Here is a 24,057-nt window from a genome sequence, read left to right as displayed (position 1 = left end):
CTTTTTCCGAGCGCCGTCACCCGCGCGTGACGGCGGCTTCCGCTCGTCATTTGAAAGAGACAACATTATGTTTAAGGAAAGCTTTTTCCCCGGCATGCCGAAAAAAATCCGCCGTCTTGGCGTGGCCCTGGCCTTGGCGGCGATCGGCGTTCACGCCAACGCGCAATCGAGCGTACGGCTGTACGGTATCGTCGACGCATGGACTGGCTATCAACGCATACCCGGCAATCCAGGCGCCGCGCAAATGGGGGGCGGTGGCATGTCGACGTCATTCTGGGGGTTCGGTGGCCAGGAAGATCTGGGCGGCGGCTATAAGACGACGTTCGCCATCGAGGGATTTTTCCGACCGCAGAGCGGCCAGTACGGCTCGTATAACGGCGATGCGTTCTTCTCCCGCAATGCCTACGTGGGCATCGTGTCGCCAGCCGGAACGCTGACGCTCGGGCGGCAGGGCAGTTTGCTCTATTTGCAGTCCGCGCGGTTCAACCCCTTTTATGCCTCATTCACTTTTTCGCCGACTATCAATCAGTTGTATGCCGGTTTGGGCACCTATCCTGGCTACGCTACCGATCAGGGCATTCTGGGCGGCACCTCATGGAGTAACGCGATTCAATACGCCACGCCGGATTTCGGCGGATTGAATGCCCGCGTCATGTATGCGCTTGGCAACCAGGCGGGCAACGACAGCGCCAAGAAGTTTGCCACCCAAGCAACGTTCTCGCAGGGAGCATTCGCGATCGGAGCGACCTACCAGTATCTGAATTTCAGCGCCACGCCGGGCGACCTCGGCAACCTGCTGCATGGGTTGCAAAGCCAAACGGCGGCGCAACTGGGCGTGTCGTATCGCGTGCGGGCGGTGAAATTGTTCGGGGAATATACGTACACCGGCAATCGACTGCTCAGCGGCAGCTTTCACGTCAATATGGTGCAGGCCGGGCTTGCGGTGCCGGTTGGCGTGGGTCGGGTACTGGCCTCGTACGCATACTCGCGAGACGATGGAAACTTGAACAAAACGCGCCAGACGGCGGCGCTCAGTTACGACTATCCATGCTCCAGGCAAACCGACATCTATGCCGGCTACCTGTATGACCACGTTGCAGCCCTGTCGAGCGGGAGCACCTTGGGGATCGGCATTCGGACCCGGTTCTGAAGCGGGCCCGGCGTTTGCCGGCCGGCGTTGCACTGCGGGCGAGCTACGGCCGCTCGCGAACCCCATTCTCCCGCGCCTCGCCAAACACCGGCAGCCGCCAGCCGAAATAGAGGGAGGCGAGCCGCACCGTCACGCAGGCGAGCGTTGCGAGCCATGGGGTCCAGGCGTTGCTCCAGCCTGCGTAATGGAGGCCGACCTGGATTACGGCACCGAGCAAGGCGGCCGAGGCGTAGATCTCGCGCTCGAGGATGGCGGGCACGCGCGAGAGCATCACGTCGCGCATCACGCCGCCGCCGACCGCGCTGACGATGCCCAGCAGGATTGCCAGCTCCGCGCTGTGTCCGTAGGTGAGCGCCTTTTGTGCGCCCGACACGGCAAACAGGCCGAGCCCGATCGCGTCGAAAAGCAGCACCGAATGGCGCAGGCGCCGGATTTTCGGATACGCCAGAATGGTGAGCGCGGCGGCGCACAGCGAGGCGGCCAGATAGCGCCAGTTCGACAGGCCCGCTGGCGGCACGGCGCCGATGCAGACGTCGCGCACGATGCCGCCGCCGCAGGCCACGGTGAAGGCGACGGCCGCGATGCCGAACAGATCGAGCCGTCTTTGGCGGGCCGCGACGGCGCCGCTGATGGCGAACGCGAAGGTGCCCACCAGATCGAGGGCGGTGTACACCACATGGGAATTGACGACGTGGGGGGGCACGATGATCTGTCTGATAGTGAAGGCTGGCCAGACGCCGGCCAGATAGCGCTGGGTGCGAATATACACCGGTTGGCCGGAAAATTCGCTGGTATGATCGAAGCGATCAAGCCGGAGGAAAGCACCATGCAACCGCAACCCCTGAGAATCGATTTTGTTTCGGATATCGCCTGCCCATGGTGCGCGGTCGGGCTGTCGTCGCTGCGGCTTGCGCTGGCTCGTCTCGAAAACGAGGTCGAGCCCGAGATCGTGGTGCACCCATTCGAGCTGAATCCGGACATGGCCGCCGGCGGCGAGAACACCGTCGACTATCTCTGCAAGAAGTATGGCCGCACGCCGGAGCAGGTGGCCCAGACGCAAGCGATGATCCGCGAGCGCGGCGCGAGTGTCGACTTCACGTTCGGTCCGCGCACCCGCGTCTACAACACGTTCGACGCGCATCGCCTGATGCATTGGGCGGGTCTCCAGGGCGAGCAGTTGCCGCTCAAGCTCGCGCTGCTGCGCGCCTATCATTCGGACGACAAGGATGTCAGCAACCACGACGTCCTGGTCGAGGTCGCGGAATCCGTCGGGCTCGACCCGGTCGAGGCGCGCGCCGTGCTGCAGCGTGGCGACTATGCCGAGCAGGTACGCGCCGAGGAGCGGGACTACCAGGCCAAGGGCATCCACTCGGTGCCGACCATCATCTTCAATCGCCGCTACGTACTGACCGGCGGCCAGCCGGTGGAGACCTTCGAACAGGTGATTCGCGAGGTGCTGGCGGCGGAGTAGGGCGCCACGCTCCCTGAAAGCAAAAAGCCCAACCTGGCGGTTGGGCTTTTTTGCGTGTGTTTCATATAACGAGTGAGGCACGCTGGCAAGCGCCGGATTTGCATTATCGGGTGCTGCGAGCGATCAACTGAATAGTCCGATATTCCGGGCAAAGCGGAAAGAGGGTGAACTATTGCGCACAGGCCATATCTGGCATTTCTCAATCAGTCGCGTGCCCATGGGAGAGTTTTGCCAGCGGCGAGGACGCCGAGGTTGTCGATTACCAGGATTATCAGTAGGGAACAGAATATGGCGCGCATGTACCATCCGCCGCACCCCGGCGACGCACTCAAGGAAGACGTATTGCCGGCCTTGGGTCTGAGTGTGACCGAAGCCGCCGAGCAATTGGGGGTGTCGCGTGTGGCACTTTCGAGGGTAATTAACGGGCGGGCTGCGATTAGTGCCGATATGGCAATTCGTTTGGCCCAATGGCTGGGCGGCAGCCCGGAAATCTGGCTGCGGCAGCAGCTTCAATATGACTTATGGCATGCGGAGCAAAAAAGCACGGTCAAAGTCAAACCGGCAAAGCGGTTGAACGTCTAGCAGTGCCCAAGGTCTGGCTTGGGCGATCCAAGAACCCCGTTATCAGTGCCTACCTGCAAGCGTTATTGCTTACCGGCGCGCGCCGCGAGGAAATGGCGGCGCTCAAGTGGGCCGGAGTGGATTTTCAATGGCGAAGCCTGCATGTGGCTGACAAGGTGGAAACGGTGACGGACCGAGCTATTCCGCTGACAACTTATCTTGCCTCCCTGCTGGCCGCGTTACCGCGCCGCAATGAATGGGTGTTCAGTAGTTCGGCTGCCGCCGATGGCAAGATTGCCGAGCCGCGCATTGCGCACAATCAGGCGCTAGCCGCTGCGGGATTGCCTCATGTGACGCTGCATGGCCTGCGCCGGTCATTCGGCACGCTTTCTGAGTGGTGCGAGGTGCCCGTAGGCGTGGTGGCGCAAATTATGGGGCATACGGCTAGCGCACTTGCCGAGAAGCATTATCGCCGCCGTCCGCTGGATCTGCTGCGAAACTGGCACGACAAGATTGAGGCGTGGATGCTGGAGCAGGCGGGCATCGACTTTAAGCGTGAGCAGGCGCCGGGATTGCGGGTAGTGGCGCAGTGATTTACGAATATAGCAAAAAAACGATAAAATAATGGCATGGCACGTAGAGTTAATACCCGACGCTGAAGCCGAATTGCTGTCGCTGCCGCCCGATATGTGCGCCCGCTTTCTGCACATCGCGGAAATGCTGGCGGAATTTGGTCCGCAGCGCGTCGGAATGCCGCACGTGCGCCCGTTGGAGGGAAAGTTGTGGGAAATCCGCATGACGGGCTGGGATGGCATCGCGCGGGCGATATACGTTACACGGACCGGGCAGCGTCTGGTTGTGCTGCACGTGTTCGTGAAGAAGACGCAGAAGACGCCGCGCCGGGCCATCGAGACAGCTGTCGCCAGAATGAAAGAGGATTGAACGATGACTGACCTTGCCACCCTGAAAAAACGCCTGCTGGCGGACCCCAAAACGAAGGCTGAATACGACGCACAAGCGCCGGAGTTTGCCATTGCACGAGAACTCATTGCCGCGCGTGTTCGAGCCGGACTGACTCAAGATGAGTTGGCAGAACGGATGCATACGACCCAATCGACCATTGCAAGAATGGAGAGCGGCCGTTCGTTGCCTTCGATGCGTACACTTACCCGATATGCCGAGGCAACTGGAAGCCGCGCTGTGGTGCGTCTTGAGGCCGTATAGAGCATGACCGTTGCCTGACGGTTGACGGTATCAGGCGGAGCGGCGGAGCGGCGGCGCGGGCGTTGCAGCACTTCGAGCCGCCTGGCCATAAACCAAGCTAGAAAGGAGCTTGAATCATGGCTAAGACCAATTCTACGCCGGTCCCTACCCCCAAATCGTTTCCTCAAGACCGCGCGAGCGAGCTTGCATTAAAGCTTGATGCGCTACTTTTTCAGACTTACGGCGACAGTGGCGAGGCTTTTCGCAACACCCATGAAACGCTGGGACTGCTACATGTGGGCTTTTTGGGGTATCGCTGCAGAACTGCGAGCGCTAATTAACGGCGAAAGTTCTGAGGTGCTTCATGGATATGAGGCCTACCGTGACCGGTTGGTACTAGTGAAGGGCGCAGGTCAGCGTTACTCGGGGTCATCGGATACGTCTGCGCCCGCACTCTAAGCTGGATTATCAGTGGATTTGCTAAATCGCCTAAGTAGGCCTGAAGTTTCTCCAATCCGGTTACACAGTGGTTACACTGTTGCCAGAAACGACAAAGGGTTACGCGCATGATTGCCGTAACCCTTTGATTTTACTGGTGCCGGAAAGAGGAGTCGAACCCCCGACCTTCGCATTACGAATGCGCTGCTCTACCAACTGAGCTATTCCGGCGAAGCCTCGGATTTTAACAAAACCAGAGGCGATTTGTCACTAGCCTGACGCAATATTTTTCCCGGCAGCGGTGTGCATGGCGTCGCCGAAGCGGGGCTGACACCAGGCCGGCTCAATCCTGCCGGTGATAGCCGGTCACGCGCTCGACTTCGTTTTTCGAACCGAGGAACACGGCCACGCGCTCGTGCAGGCTGGTGGGCTGAACTTCGAGCATGCGTTGCGCGCCGTTGGTGGCCGCACCGCCGGCCTGCTCGACCAGGAAGCTCATCGGGTTGGCTTCGTACATCAGGCGCAGCTTGCCGGGCTTGCTGGGATCGCGCGCGTCGGCCGGGTACATGAAGATGCCGCCGCGCGTGAGAATGCGATGCACGTCGGCCACCATCGAGGCGATCCAGCGCATGTTGAAGTCTTTGCCGCGCGGGCCTTCCGCGCCCAGCAGCAGTTCGTCGACGTAGCGCTTGACGGGCGGGTACCAATGCCGCGAATTCGAGGCGTTGATGGCAAATTCCTTGGTGTCTTCCGGGATGCGCATGTTTTCCTGGGTGAGCACCCAGGAGCCCATCTCGCGGTCCAGCGTGAAGCAGTGCACGCCGTGGCCGGTGCTCAGCACCAGCACGGTTTGCGGGCCGTAGACCGCATAGCCGGCCGCCACTTGACGGGTGCCGGGCTGCAGGAAGTCCTGCTCGGTGGCCTCGCACACGCCGTCGGGGCAGCGCAGCACCGAGAAGATGGTGCCGATCGAGACGTTGACGTCGATGTTCGACGAGCCGTCGAGCGGATCGAACAGCAGCAGGTATTCGCCTTTCGGATAGCGATTGGGGATGTGGTGGACCTGCTCCATTTCCTCCGACGCCATGGCGGCGAGGTGGCCGCCCCATTCGTTGGCTTCGAGCAGGATCTCGTTGGAGATCACGTCGAGCTTTTTCTGGATCTCGCCTTGCACGTTTTCGCTGCCGGCGCTGCCCAGCACGCCGCCGAGCGCGCCTTTGGAGACGTTGTAGCCGATGGTCTTGCAGGCGCGCGAGACGATTTCGATGAGCAGGCGCAATTCGGCGGGGATGTTGCCGAACTCGCGTTGCTGCTCGATCAGGTATTGGGTGAGGGTTTTACGGCGCATGACTGCACTCCAGGGCAAAAGACTCGGGTTGCCGCAATTTTACCTGCCCGGGACGCGCTCATGCGCCTTTTTACTTTTGCCGGCTCAGTCCAGGCCGTCGAACGAGGCGTCGTCCGGGCCGATGCGCGATGGCGTGCGCCAGGTGACGTCGCGCATCGCGTGCTGCACCTGGTTTTCCACGCCCATGAGCACGGCGAAGATCGCCATGCGGATCGGAATGCCGTTGTCGGTCTGGCGGAAGATCGCCAGGCGCGGGTCGTGGTTCAGGTCGGTCGACAGATCGTTGGCACCCGGCCGGCTGTCGCGCGGCAACGGGTGCATGATGATCGTGCCGGCATCGCACACGCGATTGATCAGCGCCTGGGAGACCTGGAATTCCGGCGTGTAGCCCTCGATCGCCTCGTTGGCGAAACGCTCCTTCTGGATGCGCGTGGCGTACACCACGTCGGCCCCGCGCAAGCCTTCCTCGAGCGATTGCGATTGCTCGACCACGTGGCCGCCGCGCTCGACCTGATCGATGATATAGGCGGGCATTTCCAGCGACACGGGGGAGATCAGGGTGAATTTGAGGCCGCGATACAGCGCCAGCAGCTTGATCAGCGAGTGCACCGTGCGGCCGTAGCGCAGGTCGCCGACCATTGCTACGTGGGCGCCGTCGACCAGCTTGCCCAGCCGCGAGAACTCGCGCTGGATCGTATAGAGGTCGAGCATCGCCTGGCTCGGATGCTCGCCCGGGCCGTCGCCGCCGTTGATCACCGGAATGTTGGTGGCGCGCGCGAATTCGGCCACCGAGCCTTGTTCGGGGTGCCGCACCACCAGGGCGTCGACGTAGCCGCTCATGACCCGGCTGGTGTCATAGATCGATTCGCCCTTGGCCATCGACGAGAAAGTGAAGCCGGTGGTGTCGCACACCGAGCCGCCCAGCCGGCAGAACGCCGCGCCGAAGCTCACGCGGGTGCGGGTGCTGGCCTCGAAGAACAGGTTGCCCAGCACCGCGCCTTCGAGCACACGAGACACCTTTTGGCGGCGCGCGATCGGCTGCATGATGTCGGCGATGCGGAACAGGTCTTCGAGCGATTCGCGGCTGAATTGGTCGACCGACAGCAACTGCGGCTTGCCTTCGACGGCGATGCGCTCGCGCAACGACGTATGTACGCTTTGCGTATCTCCGCTGGCCGGAGCCTCGCGCTGCACGATTTCATCGACGAATTTCTCGACGATACCCGGCATGCTGCGGAATTCGCTCGAATCTTCCGGCAAAAGCCAGGTGTCGAGCGCCCGGCGGCGCACGCCGATGCGATCGGCGAAGCTGTCTCGGGTCATGTTGAGGCGGCGCATGGCGTCGCGCAGGAAGATTTGTTGAGCGCTCATCATGACCCTTTTGGTTGTATTTGTACGCGATGCGTATAGTACGGCGGCGTCTTGTGTTTGTCCACGAATTTCAATGCGGTTCGCACCTACAGCAACTCAATCTCCGGAAAGTTCATCAAGCTGGTCTCGCGCATCACCGCGACGAATTCGGTGATGTACGGCTTGCCGCTCAGGGCGGGCAGGGTCGCGGCATAGAGCTTGCCGGTGAGGCCGGCGCGGGTAATCGGCCGGGCGGTGACGTAGCGGCGCTCCAGGTAGCCGCTCACGGCCCACAGCGGCAGCGCCGCCAGGCCGCGGCAGCTCGCCACCAATTGCAGGATGGCGACCGTCAATTCGGTGGTGCGGCGCGCCGGTTCGATGCCGGCCGGGATCAACACCTGCCGCATCAGGTCGAGCATATCGTCCGGCACCGGATAGGTGATGAGCGTCTCGGCGCGGAAGTCCTCGGCGTCGAGAAACGGCTTGGCACACAACGGATGGTCGTTGGCCAGCAACGCCACCATCTGGAAGCGAAATAGCGGGTGGTGATCGACCGCCTCGTCAGGGTCGTATTCGGAGACGATCGCCAGGTCGGCGCGGTCCTGGTGCAGCAGGCCGATCGGGTCGGCATGAAAGCCCGAGACGATGTCGAGCTCGATCTCCGGCCAGTGCGCGCGAAAGACGTCCATTGCCGGCATCAGCCAGTCGAAGCAGGTATGGCACTCGACGGCGATCCGCAGCGTGCCGCGTGTGCCTTGCGCGAGCCGCACCAGATCGCGCCCGGCGGCTTCGACCGCCGGCACCACCTGTTCGGCCAGCTCGAGCAGCCGCTTGCCGGCCGGCGTGAAGCTGGGCGGCGCCGATTTGCGCACGAACAGCGGCAGACCGTAAAAATCTTCGAGCGCCTTGATCTGGTGCGACAACGCCGATTGCGTCAGATGCAGCCACTGGGCTGCGCGCGAGACGTTGCCGGTGTCGCGCAAGGCCAGCAGGGTCTGCAGATGGCGGAGTTCGATGGGTGTTCGTGTCATGAAAATAATTAATGATTATCAGAAATAACTTTCGTTTGAATAATAAATGAGCGGGGCAGATACTGCCAGCAGACTTTCAATGGCAGAGGAATGGCAATGGCTGGAGCACACGTATTGGGTTTGCCGCGCATCGGCGCGCACCGCGAGCTGAAATTCGCGCTGGAAAAATTCTGGCGCAAGGAAATCGACGAGACGGCATTGACGCACACCGGCCGCGCGCTGCGCCACGCCAATTGGCAGGCGCAGCGCGAGGCCGGCGCCGCGGCGGGGCTCGACGGCCTGGATAGGGTGACGGTGGGCGACTTCGCCTGGTACGACCACGTGCTGAGCACGCTCGCGCACGTCGGCGGCCTGCCGGCGCGCTTCGGCTTCGATGCCCAAGATCTCGATCTGGACGCCTACTTCGCCATGGCGCGCGGCAACGCCGCCCAGCCGGCGTTGGAAATGACGAAGTGGTTCGATACCAATTATCACTACCTGGTGCCGGAATATAGTCCGGCAACGACCTTCGGGGAGGGCGTGAATTGGCTGTTCGACGAAGTGAGCGAGGCGCAGGCGCTCGGTCATCCGGTCAAGGCGGTGCTGGTCGGCCCGCTCACGCTGCTGTATCTGGGCAAGGAGAAGGACGGCCTGGCCGATCGCCTGACGCTCCTGCCGGCTCTGCTTGCGCAGTATGAGCGTCTGCTGGGGCGGCTCCGTGCGCAGGGCGTGGCGTGGGTGCAGATCGACGAGCCGTTGTTTGCGCTCGATTTGCCTGCCGCCTGGCTGGCCGCGGCCGCGCCGGCCTATCGCCGGCTGGCGCCGCTCGCGCCGCGCATTTTGCTGACGACGTATTTTGGCGACGTCAGCGAGCATGCGGCCTTGCTCAAGGCGCTGCCGGTGGCCGGCCTGCACCTCGACCTGGCCCGCGCACCGCAGCAGCTCGCCACGTTTGTCGACGGCTACCCGGCCGACAAGGTGCTCTCATGCGGCGTGGTCGACGGGCGCAACGTATGGCGGCACGATCTGGCCGGCTCGCTCGCGTTGCTCGCGCCCGCGCACGCGGCGCTGGGCGATCGGCTCTGGGTGGGCTCGAGCTGCTCGCTGCTGCATGCGCCGGTCGATGCGAGCCTGGAGACCCAACTGGACGACGAGCTGCGCGCGTGGCTGGCGTTCGGCCGCCAAAAGCTCGACGAAATCGCGGTGCTGCGCCAGGCGCTCACCCATGGCGTGGCATCGGTGCAAGCCGCATTCGACGATACCGCCCGGGCGCTGGCGGCGCGCCGCAGCTCGCCGCGCATTCACAATCCGGTCGTGCGCCGCAAGCTCGCCGGTCTGAGCGAGGCCGATGCGCGCCGCCGCAGCGACTACGCGACGCGCATCGCCGCGCAACAGGCGTGGCTCAAGCTGCCGCTGCTGCCGACCACCACCATCGGCTCGTTCCCGCAAACCGCCGAGATTCGCGCCGCGCGCGCCGGCTTCAAGCGCAAGCAGTTGACGCATCTCGATTATCTGGAAGCGATGCGCGCGCAGATTCGCCTGGCGATCGAAAAGCAGGAATCCTATGGACTGGACGTGCTCGTGCATGGCGAGGCCGAGCGCAACGACATGGTCGAGTATTTCGGCGAGCTGCTGTGGGGCTATGCGATCACCGAGAACGGCTGGGTGCAAAGCTACGGTTCGCGCTGCGTCAAGCCGCCGGTGATCTACGGCGATGTGTACCTGCCCGAACCGATGACGGTGACCTGGAGCGCCTATGCGCAAAGCCTGACGAGCAAACCGGTCAAGGGAATGCTGACCGGGCCGGCGACGATGCTGCAGTGGGCCTTCGTGCGCGACGATCAGCCGCGCGAGCGCACCGCGCTGCAAATCGCGCTGGCGCTGCGCGACGAGGTGCTCGCCCTGGAAAAAGCCGGCGTGCGGGTGATCCAGATCGACGAGCCGGCGCTGCGCGAAGGCTTGCCGCTGCGCCGGCGCGATTGGGCGGAATATCTCGACTGGGCGGTGCGGGCTTTCAAGGTAGCCTCATGCGCGGTGGCCGACGACACGCAAATTCACACGCATATGTGCTACTCGGAGTTTCACGACATTCTGCCGTCGATCGCCGCGCTCGATGCCGACGTGATCTCGATCGAGACGACGCGCTCCGACATGGAACTGCTCGACGCCTTCGAGGCGTTCGACTATCCGAATGAAATCGGCCCCGGCGTGTATGACATTCACTCGCCGCGCGTGCCTGCGCAGGCCGAGATGGAGCGCTTGATCGAGGCTGCGCTGGCGCGCATTCCGGCCCAGCGGCTGTGGGTGAATCCCGATTGCGGGCTGAAGACGCGCGATTGGGCCCAGGTCGACCCGGCGCTCACGGCAATGACCGCCGCAGCGCGGGCGGTGCGGGCCAGGCTGGCCGCGCACGGCCAGCCCGCGGCCGCTTAGGCGAACCCGGACGGCGGCCGGCAGGCCGCCGGTTCAGCCGATCGCCTTGTCGACGATCTCGCGAACGTCTTTGGACAGCCCCTGGTGGGCGGCCACGCGGTTGAGCGCATCGAGCATTGCGCCGCGCAGCGCCGGCGTGTATTTGCGCCAGCGGTCGAGCACCCGCGCGAGGCGGGCGGCGACTTGCGGATTGAGTGCGTCGAGCGCCAGCACCTGGTCGGCCCAGAAAGCGTAGCCGGAGCCGTCGGCGGCGTGGAATTGCGCCGGGTTGCCGGCGCAGAAGCTGAAAATCAGCGCGCGGGCGCGGTTCGGGTTCTTCAGCGTGAAGGCCGGATGCTGCAGCAGCGTGCGTATCGTATCGATGACGCGTTGCGCGCCGGTGGCGCGCTGCATGGCCTGCAGCGCAAACCATTTGTCGATAGCCAGCGGCTCTTGCTCGAAGCGGCTGTAAAACTCGGCCAGTGCCGCGGATGCGGCTTCCTGCGCGCTCTGCCCGCCGTTGACCAGCGCGTTGAGCGCGGCCAGGCGATCGGTCATGTTGTTGGCGTGTTCGTACTGGACCTGGGCGGTCTGCGTGACGTGGGTGTCGTTGAGTTCGCTCAGGTAACTCAACGCCAGATTCTTCAGCCCGCGCTGGCCGGCGGAGGCGGCATCGGGGCGGTAATCGCCCGGGGTCTGGTGATTGTGATAGGCGGCCAGCCACTCGGTGTGCAAGGCGGTGGCCAGTCGCTGGCGCATGTATTGCCGGGCCGCATGAATTGCCGCCGGATCGATTTCGTCCATCTGCTCGCCGAGATAGCTCTCGCCGGGCAGCGTCAGCGCCAGTTCGCGGTAGGCTGGATCGAGCGTGTCGTCGCGCAGTACCTGGCGGAACGCGTCGATGACGAAGGTATCGACGCTGGGCAACTCGCCGCGCCGAATGGCCTCGACGTGTGCGAGCAACTGGCGGGTGGCCAGTCGCTGGCCGGCTTCCCAGCGATTGAACGGATCGCTGTCGTGGGCCATCAGAAAGGCCAGCTCGTCGACCGTGTATTCGTGCTCGACGATCACCGGCGCCGAGAAGTTGCGCAGCAGCGACGGCAGCGGCGGCTCGTCGATGTCGACGAAGGTAAAGCGCTGCTCGGCCTCGGTGAAGTCCAGCACGAGGGTGGTGGCGGCCGCGCCGTCGTCGCCCTGCAGGCGCAGCGGCAAGTCATGTCCGGACGTATCGAGCAGGCCGACCGCGAACGGGATATGGAACGGCAGCTTGTCGGGCGTGCCGGGCAGCATCTCGACGCCGACCTTGGGGCATTCCTGCCGCAGTGTCAGGGTATAGGTGCGCGCGGCCGCATCGTGATGGCCGGTGACCTTGACGCGCGGCGTGCCGGCCTGGCTGTACCAGCGGCTGAACTGCGTCAGATCGCGCCCGTTGGCATCGGCCATCGCCTGGCGAAAATCGTCGCAGGTGACGGCCTGTCCGTCATGCCGCGCGAAGTAGAGATCCATCCCTCGGCGAAAGCCGTCCCGGCCGAGCAGGGTCTGGTACATGCGCACGACTTCGGCGCCTTTTTCATACACCGTCACGGTGTAGAAATTGTTGATCTCGACATAGCTGTCGGGCCGCACCGGGTGCGCCATCGGCCCGGCATCCTCGGGAAACTGCGCCTGGCGCAGCACGCGCACGTCCTCGATGCGCTTGACCGCGCGCCCCGATTCAGTGCCCATCATGTCGGCCGAAAATTCCTGATCGCGGAATACCGTCAGGCCTTCCTTGAGGCTGAGCTGGAACCAGTCGCGGCAGGTCACGCGGTTGCCGGTCCAGTTATGGAAATATTCATGGCCGACCACCGCCTCGATATTGCCGTAGTCGACATCGGTGGCGGTTTGCGCGTCGGCCAGCACGTATTTGGTGTTGAAGACGTTCAGGCCCTTGTTTTCCATCGCGCCCATGTTGAAGTCGCTCACGGCGACGATCATGAAGCGCTCCAGATCGAGCGCCAGGCCAAAGCGCTGTTCGTCCCAGCGGATCGCATGGATCAGCGAGGCCATCGCGTGCGCGGTCTTGGGCAGGTCGCGCGGCTCGACCCACACCTGCAGCAGCTTTTCTTCGCCCGAACCGATGCGAATGCGCTCCTCGCGGCACACCAGCTGGCCTGCCACTACCGCAAACAGATAACTGGGTTTCTTGAACGGATCGTGCCAGACGGCATAATGCCGGCCGTCGGGCAGCTCGCCCTGTTCGGCGAGATTGCCGTTGGCCAGCAGGATCGGGTAGCGTTGCCGGTCTGCGCGCAGCGTCACGGTGTAAGTGGCCATGACGTCGGGCCGGTCGAGAAAGTAGGTGATCTTGCGAAAACCCTCGGCCTCGCATTGCGTAAAGAAGTTGCCGTTCGACACATACAGCCCCATCAGCGAGGTATTCTCCTGAGGGTGGCAGCGCGTGACCAGGCGCAGTTCGAAATCCTGCGGCGGGTGCTCGATGAGCAGGCCATCGGGCGTCAGGCGATGGTCGTGGCAAGGCGCCCCGTCGATCTCGATGCCGAGCAGTTCCAGTTCCTGCCCGTGCAGCAGCAGCGCCGCGCCGGCGGCCTGCGGGTTGCGGCGCACACGCATGCGGTTGGTGACGGTGGTATTGCCGGGATCCAGATCGAAAGCCAGATCGACGGTATCGATCAGATAGGCAGGAGGGGTGTAATCGGTGCGGCGGACTGCGGTATCTGGGCTGGGCATGGGAACTCGGTAAGCGGCACGTGATGGTTAAATTGTACCTAAGCGGCGACGTGCCCGCCGGAATTGAATTTCACGGCAGGCACCCAGTCGAATGGAAATACTCGCTGCGCGAACTTTCAAGGAGATGCGATGCGAATCAATTGGCGGCTTGGCGGAGTGATTTCGCTGGTGTTTTTGCTGAGCGCTTGCGCCAGCACGGTGACGACTCAAGTCGTGGCCTTTCACGATAACGGAGCATTCCACGGGGCGCGCACGTATGCCTTCAAGCGCACCCCGGAGCAGGACAACAACCTGGAGCAGAAAACTTACGAAGGCTGGGTGCGCGATCGGCTCGCCGGCGACGGCTTTCAGGAACGCGCGGCGCGCGATGCGCAATACCTCGTCTCGCTGGCCTACGGCATGCAAAGCAGCGTGGTGCGTGTCCAGGAGCCGGCCTTCGACCCGATGTTCGGGCCCGGCTGGTACGGCCCCTGGGGCTGGCGCTACAACCCGTGGATGTGGGGGCCGCCGCCGATGTACGTCGAGCGCGATTGGCCGGTCTATATGAAATGGCTGCAACTGCGTTTTCTCGACCGCGCCAGCGGGCGGGAAGTCTATCTGGTGTCGGCGCGCACGGAAGACGGCGGCAATTCGCTGGTGGGCGTCATGCCTTATCTGATTCGCGCGGCGCTGGCCAAGCTGCCATTCCCGAGTGGGCAGCAGTCGAGCGTCGAGGAGAAAGTCACGCCGTCGAAATGACCCGCGCCGGCACCATCGCACCAGAGAGCCCGCCACCTGTGCGGGCTTTTTTCATGCGGGCCACGCGACTCACATGCCGGCTTCGCGCCAGGCCAGCACGCCCAGCACCGCGAAGATCACCGCCGCGGCGATGTGAACCGCGCGCGTGGGCATGCGGTGCGCGAAGCGGTGGCCGAGCAGCACCGCCGGCACGTTGGCGAGCATCATGCCCAGCGTGGTGCCGGCCACGACGCCGAAAAATTCATGAAAGCGCGCGGCCAGCATGACGGTGGCGATCTGCGTCTTGTCGCCCATTTCTGCCATGAAGAAGGTGACGAGGGTGGTGCCGAACACGCCGAGTTTGCGACGTGCGTTGCCTTCTTCAGCATCGAGCTTGTCGGGAATGAGGATCCAGACGGCCATCGCCAGAAACGAGATGACGATGCTCCAGCGCAGGATGGTCGGGCTGACTACTGTGGTCAGCCAGTCGCCGATGGCGCCGGCGCCCGCGTGGTTGAGCAGGGTGGCGGCCAAAATGCCCAGGATGATCGGCACCGGCTTCTTGAAGCGGGCCGCCAGCACGAGCGACAGCAATTGGGTTTTATCGCCGATTTCGGCAAGCGCGACCACACCGGTCGAGATAAGAAAAGGGGACATCGAGCGCTCCGCCGGGCCGATATGGTTTGCCAATGACCGTCCCCCTCCGGCCCGTCGCGAGGGAGTCGGTCATTGGTCTGGCCAGGCCCATGTGTGGCTGCGCATGCCATGGTCGCCGGTGAAATTCGGCAGCCAAGTCTGTTGACATGCGCCCCTGCCGTGACCGGCAGGGCGGCTACTCCCCAATGAAGTGCGGCCGATTATACATCGGCCCGCAGCGCCGGGCCAGCGCCGGCCGCTGCCGTTAGCCGCCGCGCTGGTGCACCCGCCGGCCCGCCGCGAAAGTGGCGGCCACGGCGCGGTCGTCGCCCAGCATGGCCAGGGCGAACAGCAGTTCCTCGAGCGAATCCGCCTGGGCGGTGCGGCGCGCCAGCAGCGGCGTGGCCTGTGGGTCGAGCACCACGAAGTCGGCTTCGGCGCCGGCCGCCAGGGTGCCGATCTGGCCACCCAGGCCGAGCGCTTGCGCGGCACCCTCGGTGGCTTGATAGAACATCCGCTCGGCATTCAGATGATAGCCGGACAGGCGCGCGACCTTGTGGGCTTCGTTCATCGTTTGCAGCATCGAGAACGACGAGCCGCCGCCGACGTCGGTGGCCAGCGTCACCGGCATGTGGCTGGCCTCGGCCGCGGCGAAATCGAACAGACCGCTGCCGAGGAACTGGTTCGATGTCGGGCAGTGCGCGGCCACCGCACCGGTCTCCTGCATGCGGCGGCGATCATGGCCGTCGAGCCAGATGCAATGGCCATACACCGCGCGGGGGCGCAGCAGGCCGTAATGATCGTAGATGTCGAGGTAGCTGCGGTGACCCGGGAACAGCTCCTTGACCCATTTCACTTCATCGAGGTTTTCCGCCACGTGGGTCTGGATGAATACGTCCTGATAGCGCTGCGCCAGCTCGCCGCATACGCCCAATTGCGCCTCGCTCGAAGTGGGGGCGAAGCGCGGCGTCAGTGCATAGAGTTGCCGGCCCTGGCCATGCCAGCGCTGGATCAGCATTTCGCTGTCGCGCCCGCCGGTCTCCGCGGTGTCGCGCAGGAACTCCGGGCAATTGCGGTCCATCATCACCTTGCCGGCGACCATGCGCAAGTTGCGTTCGGCGCTCTCGGTGAAAAATGCATCGACCGAGCCCGGATGCACCGTGCAGTACACCAGCGCACTGGTGGTGCCGCAACGCAGCAGTTCGTCGATGAAGAAGCGCGCGACGTCGGCCGCATAGGCCGGATCTTCGAAGCGGCGCTCGGTCGGGAACGTGTAGGTCTCCAGCCACGGCAGCAGGCCCGGGGCGGGCGACGCGATCATATCGGTCTGCGGATAGTGGATGTGAGTGTCGATGAAGCCCGGGGTGATCAGTTTGTCGCGCCAGTCGATCACCGGCGTGCCGGGAGCCAGATCGGACGCGAGCGAGCGATAGTCGCCGACCTGCGCAATGCGTGCGCCCTCTACCACGAGCAGCCCGTCGGACAGCCACACGGTGGTGCTCGCCCTATTGTCGCCGGCGCGGCCGGGCTCGCCGGTGAAGTACAGCAGTTGGGCGCGGTAAGCCGTGCGCTGGCCAGCGTCGGGCAGCTTGGGGGAGGTCGGGTCGGCAGGCATAGTCGATGTTTCTCTCGTGGGACGTGGAGATCGGCGGGACGGGCGGCGGCACGCGTATGAGGCCTGATCGGCCGGGGCGTGGCAGTCGTGATCCTCGAAGAGTCTCCGGTTTCTTGTGGATGTCTTTTGCCGGTGGCGCGAATCCCGAAGGTTCGCATGCCGGCATGTTAGAGGGAAAGTAACATTAGCCGCGCGTGATGTGGTGCCAGCCGCTGAATATGCCGCATTCGCATTCCTTGATAACGCTGTCCGCCGCGCGCGACCGTGTGCCTTACGCCGTTTGCCAATAACGCTCGAGATGGCCCAACAGGGTGCGCTTCTGGCGGTCGTCGAGGAAGGCGGCCTCGAAGCTGTTGCGGGCCAGTGCGTAGGCGTGCTGCTCGTCCAGCGCCAGGGCTTCGAATGTCGCCAGATAGTTGTCGTTCAGATAGCCGCCAAAGTAGCTCGGATCGTCCGAATTGATCGTCACCGCCAGACCGGCGTCGAGCATGGCCTTGAGCGGGTGCCGGCTCAGGTCGTCGCATACCTTGAGCTTGACGTTCGACAGCGGGCACACCGTGAGCGCGGTGTGTTCGCGCGCCAGACGGGCCACCAGCGCCGGGTCTTCGACGCAGCGCACGCCATGGTCGATACGCTCGACGTGCAGGACATCGAGCGCTTCGCTGATGTATGCTGGCGGGCCCTCCTCCCCGGCGTGCGCGACCAGCCGCAGCCCCAATGCGCGGCATTGGGAGAAGACGCGGGCGAACTTTGCCGGCGGGTTGTCGCGCTCCGATGAATCCAGCCCGACGCCGATGAGCCGATGCGACAGGCTTTTGAAATAGGGCAGCGCGGCCTCGAGTGTGGCGATGGCGTCGGCTTCGGACAGGTGCCGCAGAAAACACAATATCAATCGGCTCGACAGGCCATAGCGCTTTTCCGCGTCGGCCAGCGCCCGCTCGATGCCGCCCAGCACCAGATCGAGCGGAATGCCGCGCGCGGTGTGGGTTTGCGGATCGAAGAAAATCTCGGTGTGAACGATATGATCGGCATGGGCGCGCGCGAGATAGGCCCACGTCATGTCATAGAAATCCTGCTCGGTCTGCAACACGCCGGCGCCGGCATAGTAAAGATCGAGGAATGACTGCAGGTCGGTGAAGGCGTAGGCGTGGCGCAATGCGTCGACCGACGCGTAGGGCAGCGTGAGTCCGTTGCGTTCCGCCAGACGGAAAATCAGCTCGGGTTCGAGCGTGCCCTCGATATGCAGGTGCAGCTCAGCCTTGGGCATGTCGCGAATTTTTTTGATCAGCGTCGGATTCATGGGAGCGATTGAGCAAAGTCGAGCGCGGGTCAGACAAATATCGCACGATCGGCCGCCGCTTGCGCGGCGGCCCGATAGAGAAAACTATACCGCGATCGCGGCCGGGCGGGATGCGGCCCGTTGGATATCCTGTTCGCGCACGCGCAGCAGCTGCGCGGCCACCGCGATGGCAATCACTTCGGGCGTCTTGGCGCTCACGCCGGGCACGCCGATCGGGCAGATCATCTGTTCCAGGCGTTCGTCGGGCACGCCGCGCTCGCGCAGCCGATGCTCGAACTGGCGGCGCTTGGTTTGCGAGCCGATCAGCCCGAAGTATGCGAAATCATCGCGCAGGAAGATGTGCTCGCACAGGCGCTGGTCGAGGGCATGACTGTGCGTCATGACCAGGAAATAGCTGCGTGGGCGTGCTTCGGCAATCGCGGCTTCCGGCACATCGGTGGCTTCGACAGTGACGTTGGCCGGCAAATCGTCGGGAAATTGCGCCTCGCGCTCGTCGACCCAGGTGACGGTGCAGGGCAGGGTGGCCAGCACGCGCACCAGCGCCTGGCCGACGTGGCCGGCGCCGAACAGCACTACGTGAAAATCGACCGGAGCGATGATCTCGGTGAGCCAGCGCCAGCCGTCCCGGGCCTGCCATAGCAGGCAATCGTCCTGCGGCGCGAGCGGGGCGTCGGTGCTGCCGGCAGCCGGATCGGTCAAGGTCACGGGGCCGGCAGCCGGATTGGGCTGGCCTGGCGGATTGGCGCCCGCGTCTGCGATAGCAACGTTGCGCAAGGTCGCCTGGCCCGCTTGCAGGCGCTTGGCCAAATTGGTGAGCCAGCCAAGGTCGGCCACCGTGAGCAGCTCGAACACCAGCGTGACCGCGCCGCCGCAGCATTGTCCGAGGCTGGGGCCGAGCGAGAGCCGCTCGACGTGGCGTGCGCCGCCATGCCCGGCGCTTTGTTTGAGCAGCTGCCGCGCAATGTCGACGGCGCGCCATTCGAGATGGCCGCCGCCGATGGTCTGCCATTGGTGCTCGCGCGTGACCAGCAGTTTGGCGCCGGCCTCGCGCGGCGTGGACCCTTCGGCCTTGGCGACCGTGACCAGCACAGCCGACTCGCCGTGCGTCACCAGCCGCTGAGCCTCGGCGATCCAGCCGTGCATCAGTGCGCGCTCCGGCTGCGCAGTTCGGTCAGCGCACCGAGAATCGCTTCGGGCGTGGCGGGAGCGTTGAGCACCGGCTCGTCCCGGTAGTCGTTGACGCTGGCCACCGCATCGCGAATCGCGTTGAATACGCTGAACGGCAGCAGCAGCGGCGGCTCGCCGACCGCCTTGGAGCGATGGATCGAGTCTTGCGCGTTGCGGTTGTCGAACAGCTTGACGCGGAAGTCGGCCGGGCAATCGCTGACCGCCGGGATCTTATAGGTCGAGGGTGCGTGCGTCATCAATTTGCCGTCCTTGTTCCACCAGAGTTCTTCCGTGGTCAGCCATCCCATGCCCTGAATGAAGGCGCCCTCGACCTGGCCGATATCGAGCGCCGGATTGATGGATTTGCCGGCATCGTGCAGCACGTCGGCGCGCAGCAGCCGCCATTCGCCGGTCAGCGTATCGATCAATACTTCCGAGACCGCCGCGCCATACGCAAAGTAATAGAACGGGTGGCCGGTCATCGTGCTGCTGTCCCAGTGTACACCGGGAGTCGCGTAGAAACCGTCCGACCACAGCTGGACGCGCGCCAGGTAGGCGGCGTTGATCAGTTCGGCGAACGGCAGCGACTGCTGCTCGATCGTCACGGTGCCGTTGGCGAAACGGACCGCTTCGGGCGCGCAGTTGTAGCGCTGTGCGGCGAACTCGGTCAGGCGTCGGCGAATCTGTGCGGCGGCGTCCTGGGCGGCTTTGCCATTGAGGTCGGAGCCGGTGGAGGCGGCGGTAGCCGAAGTGTTGGCGATCTTGCTGGTGTCGGTGGCGCTCACGCGCACGCAGGCCAGGTCGACGCCCAGTTCGTGCGCGACCACCTGCGCGACCTTGGTGTTGAGCCCCTGGCCCATTTCCGTGCCGCCGTGGTTGACCAGGATCGAGCCGTCGCGATAGACATGCACCAGCGCGCCGGCCTGGTTGAACGCCGGCACGTTGAACGAAATGCCGAATTTGAGCGGGGTCAGCGCCAGCCCTTTCTTGAGCACCGGACTGGCGGCGTTGTATTCGCGCACCGCCTGGCGGCGCGCCCGATAGTCGCTGCTGGCGGCCAGTTCGTCGACCAGCGTGTGAATCACGTTGTCGGTGACGGTCTGGCCGTACGGCGTGACATTGCGCTCGTCGGTGCCGTAGAAATTCAGGCGTCGCACGTCGAGCGGGTCCTGGCCCAGCTTGCGGGCGATCGCGTCGATCGCCACTTCCATCACCAGCGCGCCCTGCGGGCCGCCGAAGCCGCGAAACGCCGTGTTGGACTGCTTGTTGGTCTTGCCGCACAGCGCGTGCATGTCGACGTCGGCCAGATAATAGGCGTTGTCGAAATGGCAGATCGCGCGCGTGGCCACCGCGCCCGAGAGGTCGGCCGAGAAGCCGGCGCCGAGGGTCATGTCGAGCCGGGCGCCGAGAATGCGGCCGTCGTGGTCGTAGCCGATCTCGTATTCGTAGTAAAAGCCGTGACGCTTGCCGGTGATCATGAAGTCGTCGTCGCGGTCGAGCCGCAGCTTGACCGGGCGATTCAGGCGGGTGGCGGCAATCGCCGCCAGGCAGGCGAACAGGCCCGACTGCGACTCCTTGCCGCCGAAGCCGCCGCCCATGCGGCGGCACTCGACCAGCACCTGGTGCGCGTGCCAGCCCAGCGCGTGGGAGATCAGCGCCTGCATTTCGCTCGGATGCTGGGTGGAACACCAGACGTGCACGCCGTGGCCTTCCTTGGGCGCGGCATAGGAAATCTGCCCCTCGAGATAAAACTGTTCCTGACCGTTGCATTCGAAAGTGCCGGCCAGCTTGAACGGCGCGCTGGCGATCGCCGCATCGGGGTCGCCGCGCTTGAGGTGCAGCGGCGGCAGCACGCCGGCTTTGGCGGCCTTGGCCTGCTGCGGCGTCAGAATCGCCGGCAGCTCTTCGTATTGGACCGCGGCCAGACGTGCGGCGCGGCGCGCCGCATCGTGGCTATGCGCCACGACGAGAAACATCGGCTGGCCGATGTATTGGACCACGCCGTCGGCCAGCAGCGGATCGTCGTGAATCACCGGCCCGCAGTCGTTGACGCCCGGAATGTCGGCGGCGCTCAGCACCGCCACCACGCCCGGCGCGCGGCGCACCGGTTCGAGGTCGAGTTCGACGATGCGGGCGTGAGCTTTTTGCGAGAGACCGAGCGCGGCGTGCAGCGTGCCTTGCAGCTCGGGGATATCGTCGGTGTAGATGGCCTCGCCGCTGACATGCAGGTCGGCCGATTCGTGCGGGCGCGACAGGCCCACCTGCGCCCCCTGGCTTTGACCGGCGCTCGCTTGGTCCTGGGTCATGAAAGCTTCGACTTGGGTATTCATGGCGATTTTCCTCAAACAGTGGCGGCGGTGGCGAACGCGTTGACTTGATGCGCCGCGAGCGGCGCGTCGGGACGCGTTTCGAGGAAAAAGCGATACAGCAGATTCTGTGCCGCGCTCAGCCGATAGGTGCTGCTGGCCCGCATGTCGGCCAGCGGGGCATAGTCCTGCGCCAGCGCGGCCATTGCCAGGCGCGCGTTGGCCTCGTTCCAGGGCTTGCCGGCGAGCGCTTGCTCGGCGGCTGCGGCGCGCTTGGGCGTGGCGGCCATGCCGCCGAAGGCGATGCGGGCCGAGCGCACGGTGTCGCCGTCGAGCGTGATGGCGAAGGCCGCGCACACCGCCGAGATGTCCTGGTCGAAACGCTTGGACAGCTTGTAGGTGCGAAAGCGCTGTGCCGCCGCCGGCAGCGGGACGCGGATGCCCTGCACGAATTCACCCGGCTCCAGCGCATTTTTTTGATAGGCCAGATAGAAGTCTTCCAGCGGCATGTCGCGCACGCGCTCGCCGCGCCGCAACACGATGCGCGTACCCAGCGCGATCAGGCCGGGCATCGAGTCGCCGATCGGCGAGCCGTTGGCGACGTTGCCGCCGAGCGTGCCGGCGTTGCGGATCGGAAACGAAGCGAAGCGCTGGCGCATTTCGGCCAGCTCGCCATAGTGTTCGACCAGCGCGTCGAAGGCGTCGTTGAGCAGCACGCCCGCGCCGATGTAGAGGTGTCCGTCATCGCGCGTGAGTTCGCGCAGTTCGGCGACCTGACCGATGTAGATCAGGTGCTGCAGCTCACGGAATTGCTTGGTGACCCACAGCCCGACGTCGGTGCTGCCGGCCAGAATACGTGCCTCGGGATGGCTCGCGCGCAGCTCGGCCAGTTGCGCCAGCGTGCGCGGTGCGTGGAACACCTGGTTGCCCGCCTGGTAGGTAAGGGCATCTTGCCGCGCCAGTCCCTTGAGGATGGTCGCGAGCGCCTGGCGGTCGAATTCTGCGCGCGGCAGGTCGAACATGGCCTGGGCGGCGTCGACGATCGGGCGGTAGCCGGTGCAGCGGCACAGGTTGCCCGAGAGCACGTCGTTGATTTCCTCGCGGGTCGGTTTGGGCAGCGCCGGATCGCGATTCAGGTACATACCCCACATCGACATGATGAACCCGGGGGTGCAAAATCCGCATTGCGAGCCGTGGCAGTCGACCATCGCCTGCTGCACAGGATGCAGCGCACCATCGGGTTGGCGCAGATCTTCGACCGTATAGAGCGCCTTGCCGTCGAGCGTGGGCAGGAACTGGATGCAGGCGTTGACCGCCCGCAGTTCGACCTCGCCGCGTTGATCCAGCTCGCCGATGACCACCGTGCAGGCGCCGCAATCGCCCTCGGCGCATCCTTCCTTGGTGCCGGTGCAATGCAGGTCTTCGCGGATGTGCTGGAGGACGGTCCGCGTGGTAGGCTGGCCGGTGACTTCATGCACCTGGCCGCGAAAATAGAAGCGGATAGTTTGTGTCTCCATGACTCGAGTCTAGTTCATTGTGGGAATGCCCCGACGATAGCACCGGCCGCCGTCATCGGCATTTGTCGCGGGTGATGTTGGGTATCAAGCGCGACCGATGAATTGGATTGACGTAGACTATTCAGGTACGGCAGACGATAACCAGAGCACCCACCGCCCATGCAACGACCCCGCGAACAGATCGACGCCTATTTATTGCGCGTACTGCAGATTCTGCTGACCGAACAGAGCGTGTCGCGCGCCGCACTCAAGCTCGGCCAGTCGCAGCCTGCGATCAGCAATTCGCTGCGCCGCCTGCGCGAGATCACCGGCGACGCCATCCTGGTAAGGGGCAAAAGCGGGATGGTGGCGACCGAGCGCGGCCGCGAACTGCTGGCCTACGCGACCGACGCACTGGCGGCCATCGACCGGATCACGCATCCGACCACGGAATTTTCGCCGCACAGCACCTCGCGCGTGTTTCAGTTGGGCGCGCCCGATTACCTCGACGCCGTGTTCCTGCCCAAGATCGCCGAGGTGCTGCGCCGCGAGGCGCCGCAGGCCAAGCTGATCGTGCATCCGATCAATGCGGGTTTCGATTATGTCGGGGCGCTGGAGAACGGCACGCTCGACGTGGTGATCGGCAACTGGCTGGAGCCGCCGCCGCAGTTGCACATGTCGCGCCTGTTCGACGACGAGGTGGTGTGCATGTTGGGCAATCACCATCCGCTGGCCAACAAGGGCATTTCGCTCAAGCATTACCTGGAGCTGCCGCATCTGGCGCCCACCCCCTATGTGTCGGAGCGGCACAGTTTCATCGACGGTTGCCTGGCCGAGCGCGGCTTGCGCCGACACATCCAGATGACCATGCCGTATTTCGGGCTGGTTCCCTACGTTTTGATGCGCACCGATCTGGTGTTTACCACCGGGCGCCAGTTTGCCCAGCATTACGCCCGTTATTTGCCCATCCGGGTGGTGGCTTCGCCGTTCGCGTTTCCGCCGATGCGCTTCTATCAGTTATGGCACGAACGCACGCATGCCGCGCCCGAAATCACCTGGCTGCGGCGGCGCATCGCCGAGGTGGCGACCGAACTCGAGGCCAATGTGCGGGCGCCGGGCCGCGCGGACTGAAACGCGACCCGGCCCG

General features: G+C 64.4%; 20 protein-coding genes, 1 tRNA gene, 1 pseudogene and 1 riboswitch. Of the genes and pseudogenes, 10 read left to right on the top strand and 12 right to left on the bottom strand.

Features of this window, described 5'->3' with window-relative positions:
* Positions 1–94 precede the first annotated feature (94 nt).
* Complete coding sequence (locus PATSB16_RS13640; protein WP_047216564.1) at positions 95–1,150, top strand: porin; 1,056 nt, start codon at positions 95–97, stop codon at positions 1,148–1,150.
* 43 nt (positions 1,151–1,193) lie between these two features.
* Here the strand turns inward: PATSB16_RS13640 and PATSB16_RS13635 are convergent, their stop codons facing one another.
* Positions 1,194–1,853, bottom strand: a complete 660-nt coding sequence (locus PATSB16_RS13635) for a trimeric intracellular cation channel family protein (RefSeq protein WP_047216563.1) — start codon at positions 1,851–1,853, stop codon at positions 1,194–1,196.
* A gap of 123 nt (positions 1,854–1,976) precedes the next feature.
* Here PATSB16_RS13635 and PATSB16_RS13630 point away from each other — a divergent pair, with 123 nt between their 5' ends.
* From PATSB16_RS13630 to PATSB16_RS20890, 6 genes and pseudogenes are all read left to right on the top strand, one after another.
* A complete protein-coding gene (locus PATSB16_RS13630) occupies positions 1,977–2,621 on the top strand; it encodes a DsbA family oxidoreductase (RefSeq protein WP_047214660.1) in 645 nt (214 codons plus the stop codon).
* A 288-nt stretch (positions 2,622–2,909) separates the two neighbouring features.
* Entirely contained in the window at positions 2,910–3,203 is a 294-nt protein-coding gene (locus PATSB16_RS13625; protein ID WP_047214658.1) for a HigA family addiction module antitoxin, read from the top strand.
* Between the two features lie 29 nt (positions 3,204–3,232).
* A pseudogene (locus PATSB16_RS13620) lies at positions 3,233–3,775 on the top strand (tyrosine-type recombinase/integrase); the annotation flags it as partial.
* A gap of 31 nt (positions 3,776–3,806) precedes the next feature.
* On the top strand, positions 3,807–4,124 hold the full coding sequence (locus PATSB16_RS13615) for a type II toxin-antitoxin system RelE/ParE family toxin (protein WP_047214657.1): 318 nt from the start codon (positions 3,807–3,809) through the stop codon (positions 4,122–4,124).
* Between the two features lie 3 nt (positions 4,125–4,127).
* The gene (locus PATSB16_RS13610) at positions 4,128–4,406 is read left to right on the top strand and encodes a helix-turn-helix transcriptional regulator (protein WP_047214656.1); all 279 of its coding nucleotides are present in this window, start codon (positions 4,128–4,130) and stop codon (positions 4,404–4,406) included.
* A gap of 116 nt (positions 4,407–4,522) precedes the next feature.
* Positions 4,523–4,726 (top strand): hypothetical protein, encoded by a 204-nt coding sequence (locus PATSB16_RS20890; RefSeq protein WP_156884748.1) that lies wholly within the window; start codon positions 4,523–4,525, stop codon positions 4,724–4,726.
* A 252-nt stretch (positions 4,727–4,978) separates the two neighbouring features.
* Here PATSB16_RS20890 and PATSB16_RS13605 read toward each other — a convergent pair.
* The 4 genes from PATSB16_RS13605 to PATSB16_RS13590 form a co-directional block, all read right to left on the bottom strand.
* Positions 4,979–5,054 (bottom strand) — tRNA-Thr (locus tag PATSB16_RS13605).
* A 112-nt stretch (positions 5,055–5,166) separates the two neighbouring features.
* On the bottom strand, positions 5,167–6,171 hold the full coding sequence (locus PATSB16_RS13600; protein WP_047214655.1) for a class 1 fructose-bisphosphatase: 1,005 nt from the start codon (positions 6,169–6,171) through the stop codon (positions 5,167–5,169).
* A gap of 84 nt (positions 6,172–6,255) precedes the next feature.
* Positions 6,256–7,545 carry an aspartate carbamoyltransferase gene (locus PATSB16_RS13595; protein ID WP_047214654.1) on the bottom strand — a complete coding sequence of 430 codons (1,290 nt, stop codon included), beginning with the start codon at positions 7,543–7,545 and terminating at the stop codon, positions 6,256–6,258.
* 83 nt (positions 7,546–7,628) lie between these two features.
* Positions 7,629–8,552, bottom strand: coding sequence for a LysR family transcriptional regulator (locus tag PATSB16_RS13590; protein WP_047214652.1), 924 nt, complete (start codon positions 8,550–8,552; stop codon positions 7,629–7,631).
* Between the two features lie 96 nt (positions 8,553–8,648).
* Here PATSB16_RS13590 and metE point away from each other — a divergent pair, with 96 nt between their 5' ends.
* Positions 8,649–10,964, top strand: coding sequence for a 5-methyltetrahydropteroyltriglutamate--homocysteine S-methyltransferase (metE, locus tag PATSB16_RS13585; RefSeq protein ID WP_047214651.1), 2,316 nt, complete (start codon positions 8,649–8,651; stop codon positions 10,962–10,964).
* A 33-nt stretch (positions 10,965–10,997) separates the two neighbouring features.
* On the opposite strand, the gene pepN is transcribed toward metE, so the two are convergent.
* Positions 10,998–13,673: an aminopeptidase N gene (pepN, locus tag PATSB16_RS13580; RefSeq protein ID WP_047214650.1), complete on the bottom strand. Its 2,676-nt coding sequence runs from the start codon at positions 13,671–13,673 to the stop codon at positions 10,998–11,000.
* Positions 13,674–13,802: 129 nt separating this feature from the next.
* Here pepN and PATSB16_RS13575 point away from each other — a divergent pair, with 129 nt between their 5' ends.
* Positions 13,803–14,411 carry a DUF4136 domain-containing protein gene (locus PATSB16_RS13575; protein ID WP_047214649.1) on the top strand — a complete coding sequence of 203 codons (609 nt, stop codon included), beginning with the start codon at positions 13,803–13,805 and terminating at the stop codon, positions 14,409–14,411.
* Between the two features lie 69 nt (positions 14,412–14,480).
* Here the strand turns inward: PATSB16_RS13575 and PATSB16_RS13570 are convergent, their stop codons facing one another.
* From PATSB16_RS13570 to xdhA, 6 genes are all read right to left on the bottom strand, one after another.
* The gene (locus PATSB16_RS13570) at positions 14,481–15,047 is read right to left on the bottom strand and encodes a TMEM165/GDT1 family protein (protein ID WP_047214647.1); all 567 of its coding nucleotides are present in this window, start codon (positions 15,045–15,047) and stop codon (positions 14,481–14,483) included.
* A riboswitch (yybP-ykoY riboswitch) is annotated at positions 15,015–15,243 on the bottom strand. (Overlaps the previous gene by 33 nt.)
* Positions 15,244–15,291: 48 nt before the next feature.
* Positions 15,292–16,641 (bottom strand): guanine deaminase, encoded by a 1,350-nt coding sequence (guaD, locus tag PATSB16_RS13565; protein ID WP_047214645.1) that lies wholly within the window; start codon positions 16,639–16,641, stop codon positions 15,292–15,294.
* A gap of 271 nt (positions 16,642–16,912) precedes the next feature.
* Positions 16,913–17,941: an adenosine deaminase gene (locus tag PATSB16_RS13560; RefSeq protein WP_047214643.1), complete on the bottom strand. Its 1,029-nt coding sequence runs from the start codon at positions 17,939–17,941 to the stop codon at positions 16,913–16,915.
* 84 nt (positions 17,942–18,025) lie between these two features.
* Positions 18,026–19,084 carry a xanthine dehydrogenase accessory protein XdhC gene (xdhC, locus tag PATSB16_RS13555; RefSeq protein ID WP_047214642.1) on the bottom strand — a complete coding sequence of 353 codons (1,059 nt, stop codon included), beginning with the start codon at positions 19,082–19,084 and terminating at the stop codon, positions 18,026–18,028.
* A complete protein-coding gene (gene xdhB / locus PATSB16_RS13550) occupies positions 19,084–21,438 on the bottom strand; it encodes a xanthine dehydrogenase molybdopterin binding subunit (RefSeq protein ID WP_047214641.1) in 2,355 nt (784 codons plus the stop codon). The genes xdhC and xdhB overlap by 1 nt, the downstream gene beginning before the upstream one ends.
* An 11-nt stretch (positions 21,439–21,449) precedes the next feature.
* Positions 21,450–22,931, bottom strand: coding sequence for a xanthine dehydrogenase small subunit (gene xdhA / locus PATSB16_RS13545; RefSeq protein WP_047214639.1), 1,482 nt, complete (start codon positions 22,929–22,931; stop codon positions 21,450–21,452).
* Positions 22,932–23,090: 159 nt separating this feature from the next.
* Between xdhA and PATSB16_RS13540 the strand changes: the two genes are divergently transcribed.
* Entirely contained in the window at positions 23,091–24,041 is a 951-nt protein-coding gene (locus PATSB16_RS13540) for a LysR substrate-binding domain-containing protein (RefSeq protein WP_047214638.1), read from the top strand.
* Positions 24,042–24,057: the final 16 nt, after the last annotated feature.

Origin of the sequence: Pandoraea thiooxydans (genome assembly GCF_001931675.1) — a bacterium.
Classification (GTDB): Bacteria; Pseudomonadota; Gammaproteobacteria; order Burkholderiales; family Burkholderiaceae; genus Pandoraea; species Pandoraea thiooxydans.
This window is presented reverse-complemented; position numbering and strand designations above follow the sequence as displayed.